Below are 22,834 nucleotides of genomic sequence, written 5' to 3'. Positions count from 1 at the left end.
CTACGCGGCGCCCGCCCCGACGGCCGCGCGCGCCGAGTCCAGGGCGCCGGTGGCGGCTCGGCCCGTCGCGTCGAACTCCAGCGAGGTCAGGCCCGCCGCCGTGCCATCGAGGTTCCTCGCGGCCGTGCGCAGGTCGGGCGCCGAGAGCCCGGAGGTCGCGTACGGGCGGAGCGGCGTGATCGCGCCGCGGAGCCGGTCCGCGGCCACCACCGCGGCCACCACGTCGGGGTGCGGCCCGCTCAACCGGTCCAGCGCGGAGCGCAGGTCCACGCTCGCCGCCTCCGCGGCCCGTACCCGCCGCTCCCGCGCCGGCGGAGGCCCGTACTCCACCACGCTCGCCACGCGGTCCAGGAAACGGGCGTGGGTCTCCAGCAGGGTCTGCAGCCGCTCCGGCAACCGGCGTTCCTCGCGGGCGGGCCACACGAACAGTACGGTCACGGCGGCGAACACGGCCCCCAGGGCGTTGTTCGTGAGGCGCTGGAGCACGTCGCTCCACACCACATGGGCATCGGTCTCGGTCAGCAGGATCAGTACCGGCGTGCCGAAGACGGGCCAGAAGCCGTAGTTCCAGCCCCGCATGGGCCGGGCGATCCCCCCGCAGACGGTGATCACGATCGCCGCGGCGACCGGTCGGCCCGAGGTGAGGGCGAGGAGGACGACGGTCAGGGCGCAACCGAGGCACAGCCCGATGAGCCGCTTCGTGATCCTGGTGCGGGTGGCGCCCCAACTGGGTCGCAGGGTCGTGAGGATGCCGACGAGCGCCCAGGCGGCGTGCGGCACGTCCAGCCAGGTGAGACCGGCGTAGGCGACGGTGAAGCACACGCAGATCCGCACGGCGTAGCGCAGTCTCGGGTTTCCCTCGCGCGCCGCCACGCGGAGCGCGGCGAGGCTCCCACCCGCGCCGCGGCGGGCCGGGCGGGGTCCGACGGTCGGCGCCGCGTAGGCCCCGCCGAGGAACGGCGCGAGCAGGACGGCGCCGGCCCACAGCGAGCCGCCCGCGAAGAGCAGCAGGTGCGTGCCCGTGTCCGGGACCGGCTGCGGCCCGACGGCCATCACCAGCGTGATCAGCGGGGTGACGCCCACGTAGGGCAGGGGCGAGAGCAGGCACAGGACGGCCGAGACGAGCAGCACGGCCCAGAGCAGGTCCCCGGCGAGCAGCCCGACGGCGGTGGTGGCCGTGAGCAGGACGGTACGGAAGGCCGACTGCCGGATCCGGTCGGCCGCCGTCTCCCTCGGTACCGCCAGCGAGGTGAACCAGGCGCCGAGGGAGACGAGGGCGGCTTGCGGCGTCCACCCCGTGGCCGTCCCCACCAGCACCGGCGCGCCGACCATCAGGGCCATGGCGAGGGCGAGGTGCCAGTCGTACCGGTCGGAACCCTCACGCGCGAGGTACACCGCGCGCAGTTCGCGGACCGTCGAGCCGAGCGCGGACGCGAAACGGGGGCGGGGTGCGGCCATGCGCCGGATTCTAGGACGGGCTTGTCGGCCCTCCCGTCATTCCGCCTGTGTCGAGGTTTCCACCGGTGTCGAGGTCCGGGTCGGCCGGTGGGGCCGACCCGGACCTCGCGATCAGACGAGGTCGAACCGGTCCAGGTTCATGACCTTGTCCCACGCGGCGACGAAGTCCTTGACGAACTTCTCCTTCGCGTCATCGCTCGCGTAGACCTCCGCGACCGCGCGCAGCTCGGAGTTCGAGCCGAAGACGAGGTCGGCGCGGGTGCCGGTCCACTTGACCTCGCCCGTGGAGGAGTCGCGCCCCTCGAAGGTGTTCGCGTCCTGGGACGTCGCCGTCCACGTGGTGCCCAGGTCGAGCAGGTTGGCGAAGAAGTCGTTCGTCAGCGACTCGGGCGTCTTGGTGAGGACGCCCGCCGACGACTTCTGGTGGTTCGCGCCGAGCACGCGGAGCCCACCGACGAGGACCGTCATCTCGGGCGCGCTCAAAGTCAACAGGTTCGCCCGGTCGATGAGCAGGTACTCGGCCGGCAGCCGGTTGCCCTTGCCGAGGTAGTTGCGGAAACCGTCGGCGGCCGGCTCCAGGGCCGCGAAGGACTCCACGTCCGTCTGCTCCTGGGAGGCGTCCACCCGGCCCGGGGTGAAGGGGACCCGCACGTCGAAGCCCGCGTTCTTGGCGGCCTGTTCGACGGCCGCGCCGCCGGCCAGCACGATCAGGTCGGCGAGCGAGACCTGCTTGCCGTCGGACCGGGCGGAGTTGAAGGTCTCCCGGACGCCTTCCAGCGTGCGCAGTACCGTCGCCAGCTCGTCGGGGTTGTTGACCTCCCAGCCGCTCTGCGGTTCGAGGCGGACGCGCGCACCGTTGGCGCCACCGCGCTTGTCGCTGCCGCGGAACGACGAGGCGGACGCCCACGCCGCGGACACGAGCGCGGACACCGACAGGTCCGAGGCGAGGACCCGGCGCTTGAGGTCGGCGACGTCCTCCGCGTCGACGAGCGCGTGCGTCACCGCGGGGAGCGGGTCCTGCCACAGCAGGGTCTCGGAGGGGACCTCCGGGCCGAGGTAGCGCACGATCGGGCCCATGTCACGGTGCGTCAGCTTGAACCACGCGCGGGCGAAGGCGTCCGCGAACGCGGCCGGGTTCTCGTGGAAGCGCCGCGAGATCCGCTCGTACGCCGGGTCGACGCGCAGCGACAGGTCGGTCGTCAGCATCGTCGGCGCGTGGGTCTTGGACGCGTCGTGCGCGTCGGGAACGGTGCCCGCCCCGCCGTTGTCCTTGGGTCGCCACTGGTGCGCGCCGGCCGGGCTCTTGAACAGCTCCCACTCGTACCCGAAGAGGATGTCGAAGAAGGTGTTGTCCCAGGTCACCGGGGTGGTCGTCCAGATGCCCTCAAGGCCGCTGGTGATCGCGTCCCCGCCCTTGCCGGTACCGAAGGTGTTGCTCCAGCCCAGGCCCTGCTGCTCGATGGGCGCGGCCTCGGGGTCGTCGCCGACATGGTCCGCCGGGCCCGCGCCGTGGGTCTTGCCGAAGGTGTGACCACCCGCGATGAGGGCCACCGTCTCCTCGTCGTTCATCGCCATGCGGCGGAACGTCTCACGGATGTCGCGCGCCGCGGCGAGCGGGTCGGGGGTGCCGTTCGGGCCCTCGGGGTTGACGTAGATCAGGCCCATCTGGACCGCGCCGAGCGGGTTCTCCAGCTCGCGGTCGCCCGTGTAGCGCTCGTCGTCGAGCCAGGTGGTCTCGGGACCCCAGTAGACGTCCTCGTCGGGCTCCCACACGTCCGCGCGACCGCCGGCGAAGCCGAAGGTCTCGAAGCCCATCGACTCCAGGGCGACGTTGCCGGTCAGGATCATGAGGTCGGCCCACGAGATGTTCTGGCCGTACTTCTTCTTCACCGGCCACAGCAGGCGGCGGGCCTTGTCCAGGTTGCCGTTGTCGGGCCAGCTGTTGAGGGGGGCGAAGCGCTGCTGCCCGGCACCGGCGCCGCCGCGGCCGTCGCTGATGCGGTAGGTGCCCGCGCTGTGCCACGCCATACGGATCATGAACGGGCCGTAGTTGCCGAAGTCGGCCGGCCACCAGTCCTGCGAGTCCGTCAGAACCTCGGCGATGTCCCGCTTCACGGCCGCGAGGTCAAGGTTGTTGAACGCCTCGGCGTAGTCGAACTCCTCGCCGAGCGGGTTGGCCACGGCGGGGTTCTTGGCGAGGATCTTCAGGTTGAGCCGCTCCGGCCACCACTGGCGGTTTCCACCGCCCTGGGTCGGGTGCGCGGCGCGGTCGTGCGCGACCGGGCAGCCACCTCCGCCCTCGTTCGTCTTCGCGTCTACGACGATTGCGTCATGGTTCTCAGACATGGGAATCCTTCCGGGCCAAGCGGATCACGGTGCCAGGCAACTGCGGGCGACGGAACAGCGAAACGATCGGGTTCAGGGCGCAGGGGGCGGGAGCGGACGCCGGCGACCACACGGTGCGCGTGCCGAACCCGACCGGCGCCCGGTCGGTCGGACGCGGCCCGGCTGCTGCGCGGGGGCGGTCCGTCACGTCGGTGTCTCCTGCGGTGCTGAAAATCTTCCTGTCCCTTGGCTGTCGACAGAACCGATCCTACGATGGACAGAGTCCAAGTCAAGAAGGGCACCAGACCCATATCCCATAGGATTCCGGACGGTCCGATGAACTCCGGGCTCCCACCGAACCCGAAAAGGTGAATCGAACATGAGTGACCTGCTGGAGCGACTGCGGGGGCGTGGCTGGAGGATGACCTCCCAGCGGCGTGTCGTGGCGGAGGTGCTCGACGGTGATCACGTGCACCTGACGGCCGACGAGGTGCACGCACGCGCGGTGGAGCGACTGCCCGAGATCTCGCGGGCGACCGTCTACAACGCCCTCGGCGAGCTGGTCGTCCTGGGCGAGGTCAGGGAGCTGTCCACCGACGGACGAGCGAAGCGCTACGACCCCAACGCGCGCCACCCGCACCACCACCTGGTGTGCTCCGGCTGCGGCACCATCCGCGACGTCCACCCGACCGGCAGCCCCCTGTCGGACCTTCCCGCGGAGGAGCGGTTCGGGTTCTCCGTTTCCGGGGTGGAGGTCACCTACCGCGGTCTGTGCCCTTCCTGCGCGTAGTCCCCGATCAAGGGCGGCGCCGACGCCTTGACGGAGGGGGCGAAACATATGACACTCGAAGTGCAATTAGTTTTGTCCTCCAGCGATCGAGGGGTCGAAATGCCGGCCACTGTCGAGACCCGCAGGTCCCCGGGCGTGGCACCGTCCGACCGGCGCGCAGGAGAGCGGCCCCGGCCGCCCGCCCGAGCCCGGACATGGATGTCCCGGCACGCCGAAGCCGTCGCGTACGCCGTCGCGGGCCTGGTCATGGGCGCGGTCTGGGCCCTAGGCGGTGACACACCGCCCGCCGAGCACGCACTGCGCGTGCTGGCCATCCTCGCCGTGGCCGCGCTGGCGATGACCCTGAACGGCCGCCGTCGGGCCCGGGCCGGGACGGCCCGTGACAAGCGGCTGGTTCTCTCGCTCCTGGCGGCCAAGGTGCTGCTCGTGGCCGTCGCGCTGCTCCTCGACTGGATCCTGGGCGCGTGGCTCCCCGAGCCGAGCCTCGTCACCGCCGGCTGCCTGTTCGTTCTCGTGGCGGCGGGCGGGCCCACCCTGCACGCGAGGCTGTCCGGGCACGGTCAGGCGCCGCCCCCGGCGGCCGAGGATCACCGCCCCGGATCCGCCGAATCCGCTGCCTGATCCGTCGCCTGGTCCGTCGCCGCCAGAAGGGCGCGCACCGAGGTCTCCATGGCGCGGCGCGCCGCGCCGACGTCGAGGCCGCTGCTGCGCCAGTGGTACCAGGCGCCCCAGGTGGTCACGGCGTCCAGACCGTTCAGCAGGTCGGCCGCGCGCTCTGCCGGAGCCCGGCCCAGCTCCTCGGCGAAGACCGTCGCCAAGCGGTCGCGGGCCAGGTCCAGCACCTGCCGGGTCACCTCGTCGATCCGCTCGGATCGCCGCTCCAGGCGCATGGTCGTCAGTTGAGCCGGTGTGATCCATTCCAGGATCCTGGCGCGCTGCTCCGTGAGGGCCTCGACCCGGGCGGTCCGCGATCCCTGTGTCGGCAGGGGTTGGATCTGCTCGATCAGTTGCTCCAACCTGCGGGCGATGGCGGTTTCGACCAGCTGCGCCATGTCCGCGAAATGGTGGAAGACGAGCCGGCGGGACACGCCCGCGCGCTCGGCCACCCGATCCGCGGCGAAGTGCGTCTCTCCCTCGTCGAGCAGGGAGAGCACGGCGTCCGCGATCTTCACCCGCGATTGCCGTCCGCGCTCCGCACGGCCGTCCGGAGCGCGGTCCTCTGCCTGCTGAGCCACGTGCTCCACCCTGCTTCCTCGCGGCCGACGATCGACAGGGGGATTCTCGCAAACGGCGGCCCACCCTTCGCCGAGCCCTCCGTCGAGCCCTCCGGCGCCGGAGCCGGACGCCGCCTCCGCCCGTTCACGGACGGCCCGTCGCGGAGCCCCCTGGGTCAGAGCCCCCTGGGTCAACCGCGCCGCGCGAGGGGGCCGTTCGGGAATCGACGCGGTCCGGTTCTCGACGTGGACACGCCCGGTTCCACTCTCTATTGTTCGTTCGAACGAACAAGAAGGAGGGTCTTGGGATGCGCATCACCGGATCGACCGTTCTCCTCACCGGCGTCACGGGCGGCATAGGCCTGACGCTGGCCCGCGCGCTCACCGCGAAGGGCGCGAAAATCGTGATCACGGGACGCAGGGAGGAAGCCCTCAAGGCCGTGGCCGACGAACTCGGCGCACGATCCGTCCTCGCCGACCTCGCCGATCCGAACGACGTCACCCGTCTCGCCGAGGCCTGCCCCGAGACGGACATCCTCATCGCCAACGCGGCCCTTCCGTCCAGCGGCGACCTGCTCGACTACACGCCCGAGCAGGTCGACCGCTCCCTGGCCGTGAACCTGCGCGCCCCCGTCATGCTGACCCGCCTGCTCGCGCCCCGCATGGTCGAGGCGGGCAAGGGCCACATCGTGCTCGTCGGCTCGATCTCCGGGAAGGCCGCCACCAAGTCCTCCTCGCTCTACAACGCCTCGAAGTTCGGCCTCCGCGGCTTCGCGCTGGCCTTCCGCCAGGACCTGCGGGGCACCGGTGTCGGACTCTCGCTCGTCCAACCGGGATACGTACGGGACGCGGGCATGTTCGCCGCGACGGGATCGACTCCTCCCGGCGGGGTGCGGACGGTGTCCCCGGAGGACGTGGCTCGGGGCGTGACGCGTGCCGTCGAGCGCGACCTGTGCGAAGTCAACGTGGCCCCGATCGAGTTGAGGCTGCTCAGTGCCATCGCCGGCCAGTTCCCGGCCTTCTCCGAGAAGGTGCAGCGCCGCGCGGGAGTGGACGGCACGGTGAGCCGCATCGTGGAGGCTCAGCGCGGAAGTCGGTGAGCGGACACCGCAGAGGCGGGCCGCGTACCCGGAAAGGGTGAGCGCGTGAAGTGGAGTCGGGGGCAACCCGGTTGAAGGACCCGACGGCCGGTGAGGGGCGGCGCGTGCCTACAGTGGGCGCCATGACCACACCGGTGCGCGGCAGTCGTTCGTCGTTCGTGCGGCGCATGGCCGTCTCCGCCGCCGTCGTGACGGGCGTCCTCTACGTCCTCGCCCTCCTGCTCATCGGTCTCACCGTGAGCGAGGTGGGGGAGGGGGCGGACTCCACTCCCATGCACCAGTGCCGCCACACGTCCCGGCGTCCGCAGGACGCGGTGGTGTCCACGCACGAGGTGCGGTTCGTCCCGCCGACGATCCTGTGCCGCACCACCGACGGAAAGCGGTTCGACAGCGGGGTCGTCTCCTCCGGTTACCACCTGACCCTCGGCGTCGCCTTCGCGACCACCCTCGTCTTCACGGCCGCCGCGTTCGTGCAGGCCGATCGGCGGGCAGCGGCGGCGCACCGCGGGTGAACCCGCCCCCTCCGGGGGCTCGGCGAGAGGCGACGTCCCGGGTGAGTCACGTCTCACCCGGGCCCGGCGACTTGTCTATGCAACGAGTTGCATAGAAGGATCGCGGTATGGCGCTCGAACACGCGATCCTCGTCTCGCTGCTGGAGAAGCCGGGCTCCGGCTATGAGCTGGCCCGGCGCTTCGAGCGGTCCATCGGCTACTTCTGGACCGCCACCCACCAGCAGATCTACCGCGTGCTCAAGCGCATGGAGAGCGACGGCCTGCTCGCCGTCCGCGAGGTGCCGCAACAGGGCCGCCCGGACAAGAAGGAATACTCCGTCGCCGACGCCGGGCGCACCGCGCTCTCCGGGTGGCTGCACGAGCCGATCGAGCCCGAGAGCCTCCGGCACGACCTCGCCGTGAAGATCCGCGGCGCGGCCTTCGACGACCCGGCCGCGCTCACGCGCGAGGTCGAACGGCACCGCCAGGTGCACGCCGACCGCCTCGCCCACTACCTCGCCGGGGAACTGCGCGACTTCACCGGGCCCGAGGCCCCCGCGCCGCCCGACGCCGGGCAGGAACTGCAACACGTCGTGCTGCGCGGCGGCATCGCGTACGAGCGCATGACCGTCGCCTGGCTCGACGACGTACTCGCCACCGTCCACCGGATCGGCGGGTCCTCCCACCCGGACGCCTGACCGCGCCCACCCCCTGCTCCACATCACCGACTCCGAACCTCCCAGCCGCACCCCCGACCCTCGGAAGGCGAACCTCCATGGCCGACCCGTTGCTGTTCAACCCGCGCACCTACGACCCGCGGCACTTCGACCCCGAGACCCGCAGGCTGCTGCGCGCCACCGTCGACTGGTTCGAGGAGCGCGGCAAGCGCCGGCTGATCGAGGACTACCGCTCCCGCGCCTGGCTGGGGGACTTCCTCGCGTTCTCCGCCAAGGAAGGCCTGTTCGCCACCTTCCTCACCCCGGCCTCCGCCTCCGCGCGGGAGGGCCGGCGCTGGGACACCGCCCGGATCGCCGCCCTCAACGAGATCTTCGGGTTCTACGGCCTCGACTACTGGTACGCGTGGCAGGTGACCATCCTCGGTCTCGGGCCCGTCTGGCAGAGCGACAACGCCGACGCCCGCGACCGCGCGGCCGAACTCCTCGACCAGGGCGAGGTGTTCGCCTTCGGCCTGTCCGAGAAGACGCACGGCGCCGACATCTACTCCACCGACATGCTCCTGGAGCCCGACGGCGACGGCGGGTTCCGGGCGAGCGGCTCCAAGTACTACATCGGCAACGGCAACGCCGCCGGCCTGGTGTCCGTCTTCGGTCGCCGCACCGACGTCGAGGGCCCCGACGGGTACGTCTTCTTCGCGGCCGACAGCCGCCACCCGTCGTACGCGCTCGTGAAGAACGTCGTCGACTCCTCGAAGTACGTCAGCGAGTTCCGTCTGACGGACTACCCGGTCACCCCGCAGGACGTCCTGCACACCGGCCGAGCCGCCTTCGACGCCGCCCTCAACACGGTCAACGTGGGCAAGTTCAACCTCTGCACCGCCTCCATCGGCATCTGCGAGCACGCGATGTACGAGGCCGTCACCCACGCGCACAACCGCGTGCTCTACGGGCGCCCCGTCACCGCCTTCCCGCACGTGCGGCGCGAGTTGAGCGACGCGTACGTCCGCCTCGTGGGAATGAAGCTCTTCAGCGACCGCGCCGTGGACTACTTCCGCTCCGCGGGCCCCGACGACCGCCGGTACCTGCTGTTCAACCCGATGACGAAGATGAAGGTGACCACGGAGGGCGAGAAGGTCATCGACCTCCTGTGGGACGTCATCGCCGCCAAGGGCTTCGAGAAGGACACGTACTTCGCCCAGGCCGCCGTCGAGATCCGCGGGCTGCCCAAGCTGGAGGGCACGGTCCACGTCAACCTCGCGCTGATCCTCAAGTTCATGCGCAACCACCTGCTGGACCCGGCCGACTACGCACCCGTCCCGACCCGGCTCGACGCCGCCGACGACGCGTTCCTCTTCCGCCAGGGCCCGGCCCGGGGCCTGGGTTCCGTACGCTTCCACGACTGGCGCACCGCCTACGACGCGTACGCCGAGGTCCCGAACGTCGCGCGGCTGCGCGAGCAGGCCGACGCGCTGTGCGAGTTCGTCGCCACCGCCGCCCCCGACGAGGAGCAGAGTCGCGACCTGGACCTGCTGCTCGCCGTGGGCCAGTTGTTCGCCCTCGTGGTCCACGGCCAGTTGATCCTGGAGCAGGCCCGCCTCACGGACCTGGACGAGGACGTACTGGACGAACTGTTCTCCGTCCTCGTGCGCGACTTCTCCGCGCACGCCGTCGAACTGCACGGCAAGGACTCCGCCACCGAGCAGCAGCAGGACTGGGCACTCGGCGCGGTGCGACGCCCCGTCGTGGACGAGGCGCGCTCGGCGCGCGTGTGGGCGCGGGTCGAGGCGCTGTCGGGGACCTACGAGATGGCGCCGTAGCCGTCACCGGCGCCGGGCCCACCGCAGGTCGGTGAGCCCGGCGCCGGGGGAGCGCGTACCGGGTCACCGACCGGGCCGCACCTCCGTCACTATGGTGGAGTGCACCGCTTCCGCTTTCCGCGTTACCTGCTCATATGGGTGTCCTGTACGGCCGCCAGCGTGACGGCCGTCATGGCCACCGTCGACTTCGTGACGGGCTCCACCCGCCCGAAGCCCCCGGTCGCCCGGTCGGCGCCGACCGTGTTCCCCTCGTCGAGCCCGCCGGCGCCGGCCTCCGCCTCCGCTTCCGGGTCCGTCTCCGCGAGCCCCTCCGCCTCGCCCTCGGCTCCCGGCCCGCAGGCCTCCTCGCCGTCGCCCTCCGCCGCGAACACGCCGCGCCCGTCCGCGTCGAGCAGCCGCGCGAGCACGTCCTCCACCCCGAGCGGCACACCGCGCACCACCCCGGCCCAGAGCTGTGAGCGCGGCGGGTCGGGTCCGCACACGATCCCGTCGACGGGCGGCAAGGCGACCGTGCGGTACGGAAACGACGGGGTGTGTCTGATCTCCGCGGTTCCGGCGCCCGGATTCAAGGTGGCCACCGCCCAGTCCGTCGACGACACGCTGACCGTCACCTTCTCCGGCAGCGGTCACCGTTCGCAGATCACGGCGACCGTCGTGCCGTCGGCGCGGGCCACCGTACGGGAGACGTCCTTCTGACGCGGCGGCCGAGCCCGACGCGTCGAACGCCGACGTGGTGACGGTCCATCCGGTCTCCCCCCGAACGGCACCGGAAAGGGCGGCACATTTCGGTGACCGACATCCGATGGAATGTCGGAAAAGCTGTGGAGATTGACACCCGACTCCTCGATTCCGGCCAAATGCCCCGCTGGATAAGGTGTCCCGCATGCCCCGTGTACTCGTCGTCGAGGACGACCCCCGCATTCGCGCGTTCCTGATCGAAATACTCACCGAGCAGGGGTACGCCGTCCACAACACAGGCGACGGTTTCGGAGCCCTGCGGGAAATCACCCGGACGGCGTTCGACGCGGTCGTGCTCGACCTCGGGCTGCCCGACCTGGACGGCGGTGACGCACTCCGCATGATCAGGGGCATATCCCCGGTGCCCGTGGTGGTCGCCACCGCCCGCGACGACGAGGCGGAGATCATCCGGCTGCTCAACGCGGGCGCCGACGACTACCTGGTCAAACCGTTCTCGGGCGGTCAACTCGTGGCCCGCCTCTCCGCGGTGCTGCGCCGCACGACCGGGGCGCACACCGCGGATCCGGGCGCCGCTCCCCGGCCCGCCGCCCCGGCCGACCTGATGCGCCCGGTGTCCGTCGGACAATTGACGCTGGACCCCGTGGCCCGGACCGCCGTCCTCGCCGGACAGGAACTCCGATTCACCCGCCGCGAGTTCGATCTCCTGGCATTCCTCGCCCATCACGCCGGACAGGTCGTCTCCAAACGCCGGCTCCTCAGTGAGGTGTGGCGCGAACCCTACGTGGACGACCAGACCGTCGACGTGCACCTCTCGGCGGTGCGTCGCAAACTCGGCGAGAGCGCCGCCGCGCCCCGCTATCTGAGGACCGTGCGGGGAGTCGGCATCAAAATGGTGGAACCCCGTTGAGACGCTCCCTGGCAGGAGTGGCCCTCGCCGTCACCTCCATGGTCGCCCTCTCGTTCCTGATCCCGCTCGCCGTACTGGTCATGTCGTTGGCCCGGGAACAGAGCATCACGGCCGCGGAACAACCGGCCGCCGCCATGGCGCCCATCCTGACCCTGACCACCGACCCGGACGACCTCCGGGAATCCATGGCGGGCCTGGACCGGGCGGAACACCTGGCCATCCACCTGCCCGATGCGCGCGAACTCGGCACCAGCCACGCCCCCGCCGAACTGCTCGAACGGGCCAAACAGGGCCGGGAGTCCATCTCCCAGGACGTGCCCGGCGGCGGCTGGATCTTCCTCCAGCCGGTCGTGCTCCCGCACGACCGGGTCGCCGTCGTCGAGAACTTCGTCCCCGAGGACGACCTGACCCGGGGTGTCGCCGCCTCATGGACCGTGATGCTGGTCCTGGCGGTCGGCCTGCTCATCGGCTCGGTACTCGTCGCCGACCGCCTCGGCGCGAAGGTCGTCCGGTCTTCGAAGGAACTCGCCCAGGCCTCCTACGTGCTGGGGGAGGGCAACCTCGACACCCGTGTCGTGCCCATGGGGCCGAGCGAACTGCGCGACGCCGGCGTGGCCTTCAACGCCATGGCCGACCGGATGACCGAACTCCTCGCCATCGAAAGGGAACTCGTCGCGGACCTCTCCCACCGGCTGCGCACACCGCTGACGGCACTGCACCTGGCCACCGAACGGATGGGCCCGAGCCCGGAGTCGGGCAGGGTCGAGGCGGCGGTCGGCGCGTTGGAGGCGGAACTCCAGGCGATCATCACCACCGCACGCACCCCGCTCGCCATGGGTCCTATGGGGCGCACCCTGCGCGAGGCGGGCGAAACGGGCGCCGCGACGCCGGCGGCCCACGGGAAGACGGCGGGGGAGCGGTGCGAGGCGGCCGAGGTGATCCGCCGCCGGGCGGGCTTCTGGGCCGTACTCGCCGAACAGCAGGGAAGAAGCTGCTCCTTGCGCATCGCCGAGGAGGCCACCACCGTCGACCTCGCCCACGACGACGTGGCCGCCGTCGTGGACGCCCTGGTGGGGAACGTGTTCCGGTACACGGGCGACGGCACGGCGTTCACGATCGTCGTGGACCGCACCGCGCAGGCGGTGGAACTGCTGGTCGAGGACGCCGGCCCCGGCATCCCCGACCCGGACCAGGCGTTGACGCGCGGGAGCAGCACCGGCTCGACGGGCCTGGGGCTGGACATCGTCCGGCGGGCGGCGACGGCGACCGGAGGCACCGTGCGGATCGGGCGGGCCACCCTGGGAGGCGCCTGCGTACACGTCACCTTCGGCCTCTCCACCGTCGCAGCCGACACCGGCCGGCGCTCCCTGCGCGGTCGGCGCCGACGCGGCGGCACACGACAGCAGACGGACTGACCGGCCGGCCCCGGCGGCGGCAGGCACGGGCGGACACCGGCACGATCCGACACCGGGCGCGGGCATCGGAGTCTGAGCAGTTCCTTAAGAGCACCTGCGGGCTCCCTTCAGAGGCCGTCCGGCGGCCCGTGCGACTCGTACAGTCGTACGGAGCCGCCCGACACCGGCGCGGCAGCACGTCCGTGGCGCGACCCGGCGTGTGCGACACCCGCCTGTACGGAGGCCCCTGCCATGCGAACCCCCCAGCCCCGCATACCCGGCGGCCACCGCGCCGCGCGCCACCCGCGGGCCCGGCGCGTGGTCCTGGCCGCCGTGGGCACCCTGGCGGCCGGCACGGTGGGAGTGCTCGCCGTGGACTTCGCGGGCGACTCGGCGGGGAACGTCCGCACGGCCGACTCCGACGTCCGGGCGGACTCCCTCCCGGCCGGCGGATCCGCGTCCGCGTCCGACCCCGCGGCGACGGGGAGCGCACGGCCGACGGAGTCGGCGTCCCCCACCGCGACCGCCTCGCCGAGCCCGACGGCCTCGTCCGCCTCGCCGAAGGCCTCCACGACGAAGCCCACGGCCACCGCCCCCCGTGACACGACCGAGAAGAAGGCGGCCCCCGGCTCCGCCCCCGCCCCCGCCCCCGTCAAGCCGGCCGGCAAACCCAGGAAGCCCGCACCGGCCGACCCCGTCCCGGCCCCCTCGGGGGCGGTCGCCCAGGTGATCAGCCTGGTGAACGCCGAACGCCGGCAGGCCGGCTGCGGAGACCTGACGGCGAACGCCAAACTGACCTCGGCGGCCCAGTCGTACACCGGGGTGATGTCCCGCTCCGGAGAGCTCTCCCACACCGGACCGGACGGATCCACCATGTCGGGCCGCATCAGCGCGACCGGATACAAGTGGTCCGCGACGGGCGAGAACATCGCCAGGGGACAGGCGAACGCGACTGAGGTCATGGACTCCTGGATGAAGAGCCCCGGGCACCGCGCGAACATCCTGAACTGCAACTTCACCGAGATCGGCGTCGGCGTCGTGGAGGGCGGCGGGGGTCCGTGGTGGACCCAGGACTTCGCCCGTCCCCAGTAGCGGGGCCACGACCCCGGCGAAGGAACCCCGGCGCCCCGACCCCGGCGTACAGGGTCCCGCGCACCCGGTCTCCGCAACGGCTCCGCCGTGCCGGGACCGAGGACGACCACGGCCGTCCGCACCGCTCCCCCGGTGCGGACGGCCCTTCCGTGTTCGGCCCTTTACCCGATCCCGCCGAATGGCGTCAGGTCACCCGGGCATGGTGACCTGAATGCTCCACCAAGAGTGTTCGAATTATCGAGCGCCGATTCAAATGCCTTGCCCGCGCATGGTGTTCTCAACAGCGACCTTTCCGAACGGGGGTCGCATCGAACACCTTTCCCCTTCGCCCAGGTCATGGCGCATTATCGTTCCTCCGTCTGATGAACAACAACGAATCTCCGGACCAGCCGAGTTGGCCCCGTTAAGCTCCCGCCCATCGGTCATAAGATCCCCTCTTTCGATGGCTCGAGGAACTTGATGGCGCAAGAACATTCCCCACCCGCAGCCTCCTCATTCGAGGCAGGGATAAGCTGGACACTCCCCGCGATCGTGGTCGTGGCCGCGACCTGCCTGGTCGGCGCACTGGTCTCCGCCTCGGGGTCCGCCCCCGTCGTGTGGATCGCGATCGGCGGTGCCTGCACGGTCGCGGCGGTCGCCGAAGCGGTGCTCCGCGGACGGTCCGCGACCGCCCGCCGCGCACAGGTCGCGGAACTCCTCACCGCCCTGCGGCGCCAAGAGGCCGAGACGATCCACCTCGCCGACGTACTGCTGCCCGAGGTGATCGACCGGCTGCGCCGGGGCGAGTACCCCGACGACGTGCTGAACTCGCTCGTCGGCAACGCCGGACACACCGCGCGCTGGAGCGCGGACACCTCCATGACACCGCAGTTCAAGACCGCCCTGCGGACCGTGCTCGCCCGTGTGGTCGACGCCGTGGACGCCGAGGAGAACCTCCGCGAGTCGGCGCAGCGCGCCTTTGTGAACATCGCCCGCCGCGTACAGGCCATCGTTCACCAACAGGCCCAGGAAATGCGCGAGATGGAGGACCGGCACGGCAACGACCCCGACGTGTTCGGCGACCTGCTCCGGCTCGACCACGGCACCGCCCTGATCGGTCGACTCGCCGACTCGATCTCCGTCCTCGGCGGGGCCCGCCCCGGCCGCCAGTGGAGCCGGGCCGTCCCGCTCTACAGCGTCCTGCGCGGAGCGATGTCCCGCATCATCGACTACCAGCGCGTCGAACTGCACTCGGTCTCCGAGGTCGCGGTCGTCGGCCCCGCCGTCGAACCGCTGATCCACGCCCTGGCCGAGCTGCTCGACAACGCCACCCGGTACTCGCCGCCCCACACCCGGGTGCACCTGACCGCCGTCGAGGTGCAGTCGGGAATCGCCGTCGAGATCGAGGACGGCGGGGTGAACATGAGCGAGGAGGCCCGCAAGCGGGCCGAACGGATGCTCGCCCAGGCCCAGACCGGCATCGACCTCAACGACCTCGGCGAGACCCCGCGCCTGGGCCTCGCGGTCGTCGGCCGACTCGCGCAGGCCTACGGATTCCAGATCTCCCTGCGGTCCTCGGCCTACGGCGGGGTGCGCGCGGTACTCATCGTTCCCCAGGACCTGATCACCACGACGTCCGCCGCGACCGGGCTCGCCCACGGCATCGGCGCGTCCTCCGGTCCGCGGGCCGTCGCACCCAGCCCCCGGCAGCACCCCGTGGACCACCTCTCGGCGCAGACCTCCGCGCCGCCCCCGCCGCCCGCGGCCCGCCCGGTGCCCCCGGCCCGACCCGGCCGCGGCGACGACGCCGTTCCCGTCACCGAGCGCACCCCCACCGGTCTGCCGCAGCGGCGGCGCAAGGACCGGGAGGTCGCGCCCTACGCACCGTACGGGTTCCCCTCCCGGACCCCGGCGGACGAGGCGGCCCCCGGCATGTGGCTGGAGGCATTCCACAACGGTCTGTCCGGCACGCCAGGCGGCGAGGACGATGGCCCGGGCCCAGCGAACAAAGGGACGTAAGCAGTGATGCAACAGCGAGTCAGCAGCCTGGACTGGATGCTCAAGGACCTGGCCTCCGGAGTCCCACAGACACGCCACGTGATCGTGCTGTCGGCGGACGGCCTGTGCGTGGCCCAGTACGGGGCCGAGATCGACACCGCGGACCGACTGGCGGCCGCCTGCGCGGGCCTGCAGAGCCTGGCCGGCGCCGTCGCCTCCGAACTGCCCCGCTCCGAGGGGCGGATGAGGCTGGTCGTCATCGAGATGGACGGCGGCTTCTTCTACCTGATGGCCGCCGGATCCGGCTCCTACCTGGCGGTACTGGCGGACGAGGGTGTCGACGCCGGCTTGATGGGCGCGCAGATGCGCGACCTGGTGAGCCGGATTGGAGAACACCTGAGCACCCCGCCTCGACACGACGGACACACCGCGTGAGCGAGCCCCCCGGAGGCTGGGAGGAGGACAGTCCCGAGCGGCTGTACGTCATCACCGGTGGCCGCAGCGGATCGTCCACCTCCACCCGCCTCGACCTCGTCACGCTCGTGGTCGCGAAGGCGGGCGCGCGCCCGGAGACGCAGCCCGAGCACGCGTCGATCCTGCGGATGTGTCAGGCACCGCTGTCGGTGGCCGAGATCTCGGCCTACGTCGGCCTGCCCGTGAGCGTGGTCACCGTCCTGATCGGCGATCTCCTGGCGGGCAAACAGGTCCAGGTGCGCCCGCCCGTGCCCGTCGCCAAACTTCCCGACATCGCTCTGATCGAGGCCGTGATCGATGGACTACAGAAACTATGACCTGCCGGCCGTCGCCGGACCCCGGCACGAGGACGTACTCCCGCAGTCGACGGCCACCGCCGTCAAGATCGTCGTCGTCGGCGGTTTCGGCGTGGGCAAGACGACCATGGTCGGCGCGGTCAGTGAGATCAGGCCGCTGACCACCGAGGAGACGATGACCAAGGCGGGCATCGGCGTGGACGACACGCGCGGGGTGGGGCACAAGACCACCACCACCGTCGCCATGGACTTCGGCCGGATCAGCATCAACGACGAACTCGTGCTCTACCTGTTCGGCACCCCGGGACAGGAGCGCTTCTGGTTCCTGTGGCGGGGACTGTTCGAGGGCGCGCTCGGAGCCGTCGTCCTCCTCGACACCCGCAGGCTGGAGATCAGCTTCGACGTGATCGGTCGGCTGGAGGAGCGCGGTGTGCCCTTCGTCGTCGCCGTGAACTCCTTCCCGGACGCGCCCGAGCACCCCCTCGAGGAACTCCGCCAAGCCCTGGACCTGCCCCCCGCGGTCCCCATCCTCGTCTGCGACGCCAGGCGCCGGGGCTCGGCCCGCGACGTCCTGCTGACCCTCATGCGCCACCTGCACTCCCAGGCGGCAATCACGGAGGCACTGTGAGTACCAACCCCACCCCGCCACCCGGGTGCCCCGCGCACGCCGCGGCGACCCCCGGCGGGCTGCACCGGCTCGACGGACCCGAGGCGGCGTCGGACCCGGCGGGTCTGTACGAGACGCTCCGTGCGGAACACGGCCCGGTCGCCCCGGTCCTCGTCCAGGGCGAGCTGCGGGCCTGGCTCGTCCTCGGCCACCGCGAGAACCTCGACGTGGCCCGCACCCCTTCCCGCTTCGCCCGCGACCCTCGCGGCTGGCGCGACATGCGGGAGGGCAGGGTGCCGGCCGACACCCCGCTGGGACCGATGGTCGCCTGGGTACCGGTGTGCAACTTCACCGACGGCCCCGTCCACGAACGACTGCGCGGCGCCGTCGTGGAGTCGCTGCTGCGCTTCGACAGACGAGGCATTCGACGCCACGTCACCCGCTTCGCCAACCAGCTGATCGACCGGATCGCCGCCGACGGACGCGCAGACCTGGTCGCCGCCTTCTCCGACCAGCTCCCCATGCTCGTCATGACCCAGCTCGTCGGCGCACCCGACGAACACGGCCCCCGCCTGGTCAAGGCGGCCCGCGACATGCTGCAAGGGACCGAGACGGCCCTGGAGAGCGACCGGTACGTCACCGCGACCCTGGAACAACTGGTCCACGCCCGCAAGTCGGTGCCCGCCCGGGACCTGGCCTCCTGGCTGCTGGAGCACCCGGCGGACCTCACCGACACGGAAGTGCTCATGCACCTGCGCGTCGTGCTGATCGCGGCGTACGAGACGACCGCGAACCTCATCGCGAACACCCTGCGGACGGTGCTGACCGACCGGCGTTTCCGCGCCAGCCTCTCCGGCGGTCACATGACCCTGCCCGACGCGCTCGAACAGGTCCTGTGGGACGACCCGCCGATCAACACCATCATCGGGCGGTGGGCCACCGGGGACACCCGACTCGGGGGGCGGGACATCAAGGCCGGCGACATGCTGCTGCTCGGCCTGTCGGCGGGTAACGCCGATCCGCAGATCCGCCCGGATCCCGACGCGTCCGTGCACGGCAACCGTTCACACCTCGCCTTCAGCAGCGGCCCCCATGAATGCCCCGGCCAGGACATCGGCAGGGCCATCGCGGACACGGGCATCGAGGTACTGCTCAGTCGACTGCCCGACCTGCAACTGGGCGTACCCGAGAGCGAGTTGCGCTGGCGCGGCACGCTCATGTCCCGGCACCTGCTGGCCCTGCCGGTACGGTTCACGCCGCGCCCGCTGGACGACTGCTCGGAGCCGAACGGCCGGCGCCCCTTCCCGGAGCAGGCCGTCGGACACCCGCCGCACGCCCCGACCGCCCATGCCCAGACCGCCCATGCCCCGGCCGCCCACGCCCCGACCGGGCCCGTCCCGCCGCGGCCGGCGGCGATGCCCGCGACCTCCGCCACCCATCGCAGGCCGAGTTGGTGGCGACGGCTGCTCGGACTCGGCTGAGCGGGATCCGGCCCGTCCGCCCCGGGGCCCGCGCCGCGACGGCCCGTCCGCCCCGGGGCGTCGACCCCGGGGCGTGGGTGACCTCCTCAACCGTCCAGTTGGTCCCACCACCAGGCGAGGGCCGGCAACGACGGCGCCCCCGTCCTGACGTCGCTCGGCACGTCGCCGTACCGGATGTCGAACCGGGCCCCCTCGACGGGCAGTTCGTTGCGGTTGCGCGGGCTGGCGTAGCGCGGCGCCCGGTCCTGCCACGCGAGGCAGCCCGCGATGTAGTGGCCCATGGACTCCAGGTGGCGGGCGAGTTGTTCGTCCGCGTCGCGGGCCACCTGCTCCCGCAGCCGCAGGAAGAGGCCCATCGCCCGGTCCCGGAGGGCCACCGCCACCGGCACCGCCTGCGCCGGTGTGAGGTCCTCCTGGTGGGCGATCACGTTGATGAGGTTCACCTCCCGCGGTTCCACGTGGTCGTCCTTGTCGTACGAGAACAGGTCGTTGTCGGCGCTGACGACGAATCCCGCGGCGTCGGTCAGCGCCCGCACCGCCGGCGCGTACAGCACGTCGGGGGCCAATCGGACCCGATTCGCCACGTCGGCCCAGGTGAGCGAGAAGCGAGTGCCGTTCGCGAGGGTTCCCATGGCCGCGAAGTCCGCCAGGCCGGGCATCAGGCCCCGCTCGGCGTTCGCCGCCTCCCAGGCCGCCCCGAGCAGCCAGTCACGCGTCCCCTCGGTGAACCGGCGGAGCTCGAACGGGGTGAGGAGCGCGTGCGTGCGCGTCACGAGGTCGTCGAGGGCGCGGGTCATCGGCCCGTCGGGCAGGAGGCCCGCCCCCGGTGTCTCGATGGTCCGCAGCAGCCGCACGCCGTGGTCGGTGACGGCCGCCGTACGGACCTCGTCCGCCCCCGAGTCCTGCCAGTCGTCGACGGCGTTGGCCCAGTAGTTCCACTCGATGAACAGCAGCAGGGCCGTGTCGTCGCCGTGCGGGACGATGCGGCACGAGAAGTCGGCACTGTGCGTGGCCAGGCTCCAGGCCCGTTCGACGGGATCGGCGTGGATCCCGTACGAGTCGAGCCAGTCGACGGCCAGGGCCTCCAGTTCCTTCGCACGGGGATGGATCAGCCCGGTGTCGAGGGGACAGTGGAACGCCGGCAGCGGCCTGCCGATCCGGGAAGGGCGATCGATGCTCGGCACGGTCCTCAGCCCCCGTTCCGGAACATCAGCAGCCGGGTCTCGACCGCGTGGTCGCGCCAGAGCCGGAAGAGTCTGCTGTGCACCACGGTCGACTCCTCCAGCCGCCTCGGGGTCCATGCCGCCGGGGCGCCGCCGGCCCGGACCCGGTCCAGCTCGCAGGTGTTCCAGGCCATCGACTGCACCCAGAACTCCGCCACCCGGTCGGTGACGTCCTCGTCCCGTTCGAGGGTGAAGCCCGCCGCCGACGCGGCGCTCACGTACTCCTCGCGCGTCCCGAGCCGGGTCTTGTAGTACTCGTCGAGGAACCCGCGCCACTCGGGCCTGCGCACGAAGTGCTCCTGTATGCCGAACCAGCCGCCCGGCCGAAGCGCTCGCGCGACGACCTCGAAGAGCCGGGAGCGGTCCATGTAGCCGCTGCTCTCGTTGGCGTAGGCGGCGTCGTAGGTCCGCACGGCGTCGTGCGCGTGGATGTCGGCCATGTGGGCGCGGACCCGGTCGCCGACGCCCGCCTGCCGCGCGAAGTGCTCGATGAGCGGCACGTGTTCGGCGGCGACGGTGAGACCGGTGACCCTCGTGCGGTGGCGTTGCGCCCAGTACAGCGAGCCGCCGCCGAGACCGCAGCCGATGTCGAGGAGGGTGCGGGGAGGGCGTTCGTACGCGCCCCAGGAGCGGGCGGCGTGCTCGACTATCTCCTCCTGCGCGCCCACGATGCGCTGCTTGATCACGTCCTGCGGGACGGTGGTGTGGGGGTGCGTGTCGTGTCCGAACATCCCCAGGTGGAAGTGGACACGCGGACCCGGGCCGTACTTGTGGAGGATGTCCGCGGTCTTGCGGCCGTAGTAGAGCCGCACCTGCTCATCGTCCAGGCCCTGCCCGCTGCCTATGGGAGAAGTGAATGGTGTAGCGCTCATGTCTGCCCGCCCCTTCGTGGCGTAGGGCTGCCGAGGGGGCCGACAACTGGTTTCGGTCACCCCGACTGACGGTTGAAGCATGGATCATCGTGGCACTTACCGGCCGTCCCGTCTGCACACAAGAGCGCTTTGAATCACGGGAGTTGGTGAAGAAATGATTCTGCAGACGCCTCGACCGCCCCGACCTCGTACGTGACGGGTCGGGGCGGTGGGGCGGACACGTCGTGGTGTGACGCGAGTCTGTCCGAACGTGAACGCGAAGCCGCCGGATCCCGGGGCCGGGTTGACGCCGAACCCGTGTCCCGTGGGGCTGTCGTTTGTCGCCGGGGCGGTCGGGGGTGGTGAGCCCGTGGACCGCCCCTCCCCGGGCGCTGGGCCGAGAAGCGTCACGCGGAGCGCCGTTCGGCGGGTTCGTGGCCGGGAACCGGTGGACATTCGGCCCGCCCATGACCATCTCCGGGGGAGGCCACGCCGGCCGGCGCGCCGCGGGACGCGCGCCGTGCGGGTGATCAGGCGTTGGCGAGGGAGATCTCGGTCGACTTGACGAGGGCGACGACAGAGGTGCCGGCGGTCAGACCGAGGGCCTCGACGGCGTCCTTGGTGATGGCGGCGGTCAGCTCGCCGCCCTCCACGGTCACCTTGACAGAGCCCATGGCGCCGCCCGTGGCGACATCGGTGACGGTTCCCGGGATCTGGTTGCGGATGGAGACGCCCTCGACCGGAGCGGTCGCCAGGGAGACCTCGGTGGACTTCACGAGGGCCGTGACGGCGGAGCCCTCGGTGAGCCCGAGGTCCCTCACCGCGTCGGAGGTGATCGCCGCGGTGATGTCCTGGCCGCCCGCCAGGCGCACCTTCACGGTCGCCATGGCCTCGCCCGTCGTGACGGAGGTGACGGTGCCGGACAACTGGTTGCGGATGCTCAGGCTCATGGGGGAACGCCTCACAAATCTCGGGGGGACGCCAGCTCCGTGAGCGGGCTGCGGGGTGGCCGAAGCCACTGACGTGGTGCCCGACGCTACTGAAGCGCGGGGCGACCACCGGGGAGGGCGGCGCGTTCGCCGGTCGAACGGCCCCTGTCCGGGTGAACGAGCGCCACCCCGCCCACCCCGTCGGAGCCGGCCACGGGTCCGCGTGCGGCCCGAATCCCCGCCCGTTGCCGTACGTACCGGGCCCGGCCCCCGGACGCCACCGGTGCAGCATTCGTCAGCCGACGGGAGTGCGGCCATGATGGGAGGAGAGCCTGAGCGCTCTGACCATGGCCGGTCGGTACGCGAGAGGGAGATGCGGCGCATGGACGGTGCGGGCGGTCACACGCCGGGGAGCGGAGAGCGGCCGTACCCGCGAGTACGCCACTCCGGTCCTGGCCGAGGCTCGTCAACCCAGACGGGAAAGAACCATGGTCGATGAAGCGAATGGCCAGGGCGACGACGTGTACCAGCCCCAGGACACCGACCAGACGTCCGAGGGACAGCCGGACATGGAGAACGCGCTCGAAGAGCCGAACGCCGATCTGGGGCTCGACGAGGGCTACCAGACCGCCGCGGACCGCGCGAGCGTGGTGACGCGCCACGGCACCACGGGGCGCGAACAGATCGAGGGCCAGTCGCTCGACGAACGACTGGCACAGGAGGTGCCCGAGATCGGCGAGGCACCCCGCGCGCCGTTCCTCCTCGACGAGGACGGAGTCGGTCGGCTGGTCTCCGTGAGGGAGGCGGGCTCGCGACGGAACACCGACGTACTGGGGTTCGACGCGGGCGACGACGCGGGGGAGGAATCCGCCGAGGAGGCGGCCATGCACGTGGTCGGACGCAATGTGGCCGGCGGGACCTCGGAGAGCCGGCACCACGTCCTGTCCGGGGAGGACCCCCCGGAGCCTGAGCCGGAGCCCTCGCGCTGACCCCCGGCCGACAGGGCCCAGGGTCCCGTGGGCACCGGCACGC

Annotated in this window: 23 protein-coding genes; 16 read left to right on the top strand and 7 right to left on the bottom strand. The window is 71.6% G+C overall.

Features of this window, described 5'->3' with window-relative positions; all coding sequences use genetic code 11:
• Positions 1–1,458: an FUSC family protein gene (locus ACFYW3_RS22960; RefSeq protein ID WP_389387142.1), complete on the bottom strand. Its 1,458-nt coding sequence runs from the start codon at positions 1,456–1,458 to the stop codon at positions 1–3.
• Positions 1,459–1,569: 111 nt separating this feature from the next.
• Positions 1,570–3,804: a catalase/peroxidase HPI gene (katG, locus tag ACFYW3_RS22955; protein ID WP_389387141.1), complete on the bottom strand. Its 2,235-nt coding sequence runs from the start codon at positions 3,802–3,804 to the stop codon at positions 1,570–1,572.
• A gap of 358 nt (positions 3,805–4,162) precedes the next feature.
• Between katG and ACFYW3_RS22950 the strand changes: the two genes are divergently transcribed.
• Both ACFYW3_RS22950 and ACFYW3_RS22945 read left to right on the top strand, forming a co-directional pair.
• Positions 4,163–4,573, top strand: coding sequence for a Fur family transcriptional regulator (locus ACFYW3_RS22950; RefSeq protein ID WP_351761756.1), 411 nt, complete (start codon positions 4,163–4,165; stop codon positions 4,571–4,573).
• A 198-nt stretch (positions 4,574–4,771) separates the two neighbouring features.
• Positions 4,772–5,194, top strand: a complete 423-nt coding sequence (locus ACFYW3_RS22945; RefSeq protein WP_389387140.1) for a hypothetical protein — start codon at positions 4,772–4,774, stop codon at positions 5,192–5,194.
• On the opposite strand, the gene ACFYW3_RS22940 is transcribed toward ACFYW3_RS22945, so the two are convergent.
• Positions 5,161–5,808 (bottom strand): TetR/AcrR family transcriptional regulator, encoded by a 648-nt coding sequence (locus tag ACFYW3_RS22940; protein WP_389387139.1) that lies wholly within the window; start codon positions 5,806–5,808, stop codon positions 5,161–5,163. The two genes, ACFYW3_RS22945 and ACFYW3_RS22940, sit on opposite strands and share 34 nt — an antisense overlap.
• A 287-nt stretch (positions 5,809–6,095) precedes the next feature.
• On the opposite strand from ACFYW3_RS22940, the gene ACFYW3_RS22935 reads away from it, so the two are divergent.
• From ACFYW3_RS22935 to ACFYW3_RS22920, 4 genes are all read left to right on the top strand, one after another.
• Positions 6,096–6,887: an SDR family NAD(P)-dependent oxidoreductase gene (locus tag ACFYW3_RS22935; protein WP_389387138.1), complete on the top strand. Its 792-nt coding sequence runs from the start codon at positions 6,096–6,098 to the stop codon at positions 6,885–6,887.
• Positions 6,888–7,009: 122 nt separating this feature from the next.
• Positions 7,010–7,399 carry a hypothetical protein gene (locus ACFYW3_RS22930; RefSeq protein WP_389387137.1) on the top strand — a complete coding sequence of 130 codons (390 nt, stop codon included), beginning with the start codon at positions 7,010–7,012 and terminating at the stop codon, positions 7,397–7,399.
• Between the two features lie 107 nt (positions 7,400–7,506).
• Positions 7,507–8,076, top strand: a complete 570-nt coding sequence (locus tag ACFYW3_RS22925) for a PadR family transcriptional regulator (protein WP_389387136.1) — start codon at positions 7,507–7,509, stop codon at positions 8,074–8,076.
• A 77-nt stretch (positions 8,077–8,153) separates the two neighbouring features.
• Positions 8,154–9,872 carry an acyl-CoA dehydrogenase family protein gene (locus ACFYW3_RS22920; protein WP_389387135.1) on the top strand — a complete coding sequence of 573 codons (1,719 nt, stop codon included), beginning with the start codon at positions 8,154–8,156 and terminating at the stop codon, positions 9,870–9,872.
• 122 nt (positions 9,873–9,994) lie between these two features.
• Here the strand turns inward: ACFYW3_RS22920 and ACFYW3_RS22915 are convergent, their stop codons facing one another.
• Entirely contained in the window at positions 9,995–10,450 is a 456-nt protein-coding gene (locus ACFYW3_RS22915) for a hypothetical protein (RefSeq protein ID WP_389387134.1), read from the bottom strand.
• Between ACFYW3_RS22915 and ACFYW3_RS22910 the strand changes: the two genes are divergently transcribed.
• The 9 genes from ACFYW3_RS22910 to ACFYW3_RS22870 all read left to right on the top strand — a co-directional run bounded on the left by ACFYW3_RS22910 (position 10,443) and on the right by ACFYW3_RS22870 (position 18,799).
• Entirely contained in the window at positions 10,443–10,568 is a 126-nt protein-coding gene (locus tag ACFYW3_RS22910; RefSeq protein WP_351914083.1) for a hypothetical protein, read from the top strand. The genes ACFYW3_RS22915 and ACFYW3_RS22910 overlap by 8 nt on opposite strands.
• Before the next feature lie 187 nt (positions 10,569–10,755).
• Positions 10,756–11,478: a response regulator transcription factor gene (locus tag ACFYW3_RS22905; RefSeq protein ID WP_351761784.1), complete on the top strand. Its 723-nt coding sequence runs from the start codon at positions 10,756–10,758 to the stop codon at positions 11,476–11,478.
• A complete protein-coding gene (locus tag ACFYW3_RS22900) occupies positions 11,475–12,893 on the top strand; it encodes an ATP-binding protein (protein ID WP_389387133.1) in 1,419 nt (472 codons plus the stop codon). The genes ACFYW3_RS22905 and ACFYW3_RS22900 overlap by 4 nt, the downstream gene beginning before the upstream one ends.
• A 231-nt stretch (positions 12,894–13,124) precedes the next feature.
• Positions 13,125–13,964, top strand: a complete 840-nt coding sequence (locus tag ACFYW3_RS22895) for a CAP domain-containing protein (RefSeq protein WP_351761790.1) — start codon at positions 13,125–13,127, stop codon at positions 13,962–13,964.
• Between the two features lie 459 nt (positions 13,965–14,423).
• Entirely contained in the window at positions 14,424–15,962 is a 1,539-nt protein-coding gene (locus ACFYW3_RS22890; RefSeq protein ID WP_389387132.1) for a sensor histidine kinase, read from the top strand.
• Between the two features lie 6 nt (positions 15,963–15,968).
• Positions 15,969–16,376: a roadblock/LC7 domain-containing protein gene (locus tag ACFYW3_RS22885; protein ID WP_351371370.1), complete on the top strand. Its 408-nt coding sequence runs from the start codon at positions 15,969–15,971 to the stop codon at positions 16,374–16,376.
• Positions 16,373–16,732, top strand: coding sequence for a DUF742 domain-containing protein (locus ACFYW3_RS22880; RefSeq protein WP_389387131.1), 360 nt, complete (start codon positions 16,373–16,375; stop codon positions 16,730–16,732). Before ACFYW3_RS22885 ends, ACFYW3_RS22880 begins: the two co-directional genes overlap by 4 nt.
• Positions 16,713–17,339 (top strand): ATP/GTP-binding protein, encoded by a 627-nt coding sequence (locus ACFYW3_RS22875; RefSeq protein ID WP_351757992.1) that lies wholly within the window; start codon positions 16,713–16,715, stop codon positions 17,337–17,339. The genes ACFYW3_RS22880 and ACFYW3_RS22875 overlap by 20 nt, the downstream gene beginning before the upstream one ends.
• Entirely contained in the window at positions 17,336–18,799 is a 1,464-nt protein-coding gene (locus tag ACFYW3_RS22870) for a cytochrome P450 (RefSeq protein WP_389387130.1), read from the top strand. The genes ACFYW3_RS22875 and ACFYW3_RS22870 overlap by 4 nt, the downstream gene beginning before the upstream one ends.
• Before the next feature lie 86 nt (positions 18,800–18,885).
• Here the strand turns inward: ACFYW3_RS22870 and ACFYW3_RS22865 are convergent, their stop codons facing one another.
• The 3 genes from ACFYW3_RS22865 to ACFYW3_RS22855 all read right to left on the bottom strand — a co-directional run bounded on the left by ACFYW3_RS22865 (position 18,886) and on the right by ACFYW3_RS22855 (position 21,823).
• Entirely contained in the window at positions 18,886–19,983 is a 1,098-nt protein-coding gene (locus ACFYW3_RS22865) for a hypothetical protein (RefSeq protein WP_389387129.1), read from the bottom strand.
• A 5-nt stretch (positions 19,984–19,988) separates the two neighbouring features.
• Positions 19,989–20,894 carry a class I SAM-dependent methyltransferase gene (locus ACFYW3_RS22860; RefSeq protein WP_351757984.1) on the bottom strand — a complete coding sequence of 302 codons (906 nt, stop codon included), beginning with the start codon at positions 20,892–20,894 and terminating at the stop codon, positions 19,989–19,991.
• Between the two features lie 509 nt (positions 20,895–21,403).
• Positions 21,404–21,823 carry a molybdopterin-binding protein gene (locus ACFYW3_RS22855; protein ID WP_389387128.1) on the bottom strand — a complete coding sequence of 140 codons (420 nt, stop codon included), beginning with the start codon at positions 21,821–21,823 and terminating at the stop codon, positions 21,404–21,406.
• Positions 21,824–22,290: 467 nt separating this feature from the next.
• On the opposite strand from ACFYW3_RS22855, the gene ACFYW3_RS22850 reads away from it, so the two are divergent.
• Positions 22,291–22,791, top strand: a complete 501-nt coding sequence (locus ACFYW3_RS22850) for a DUF5709 domain-containing protein (RefSeq protein WP_389387127.1) — start codon at positions 22,291–22,293, stop codon at positions 22,789–22,791.
• Positions 22,792–22,834: the final 43 nt, after the last annotated feature.

Origin of the sequence: Streptomyces sp. NPDC002602 (assembly GCF_042889445.1) — a bacterium.
Lineage (GTDB): Bacteria > Actinomycetota > Actinomycetes > Streptomycetales > Streptomycetaceae > Streptomyces.
The sequence above is the reverse complement of the archived record's forward strand: the minus strand, read 5'-3'. Positions and strand labels throughout refer to the sequence as shown.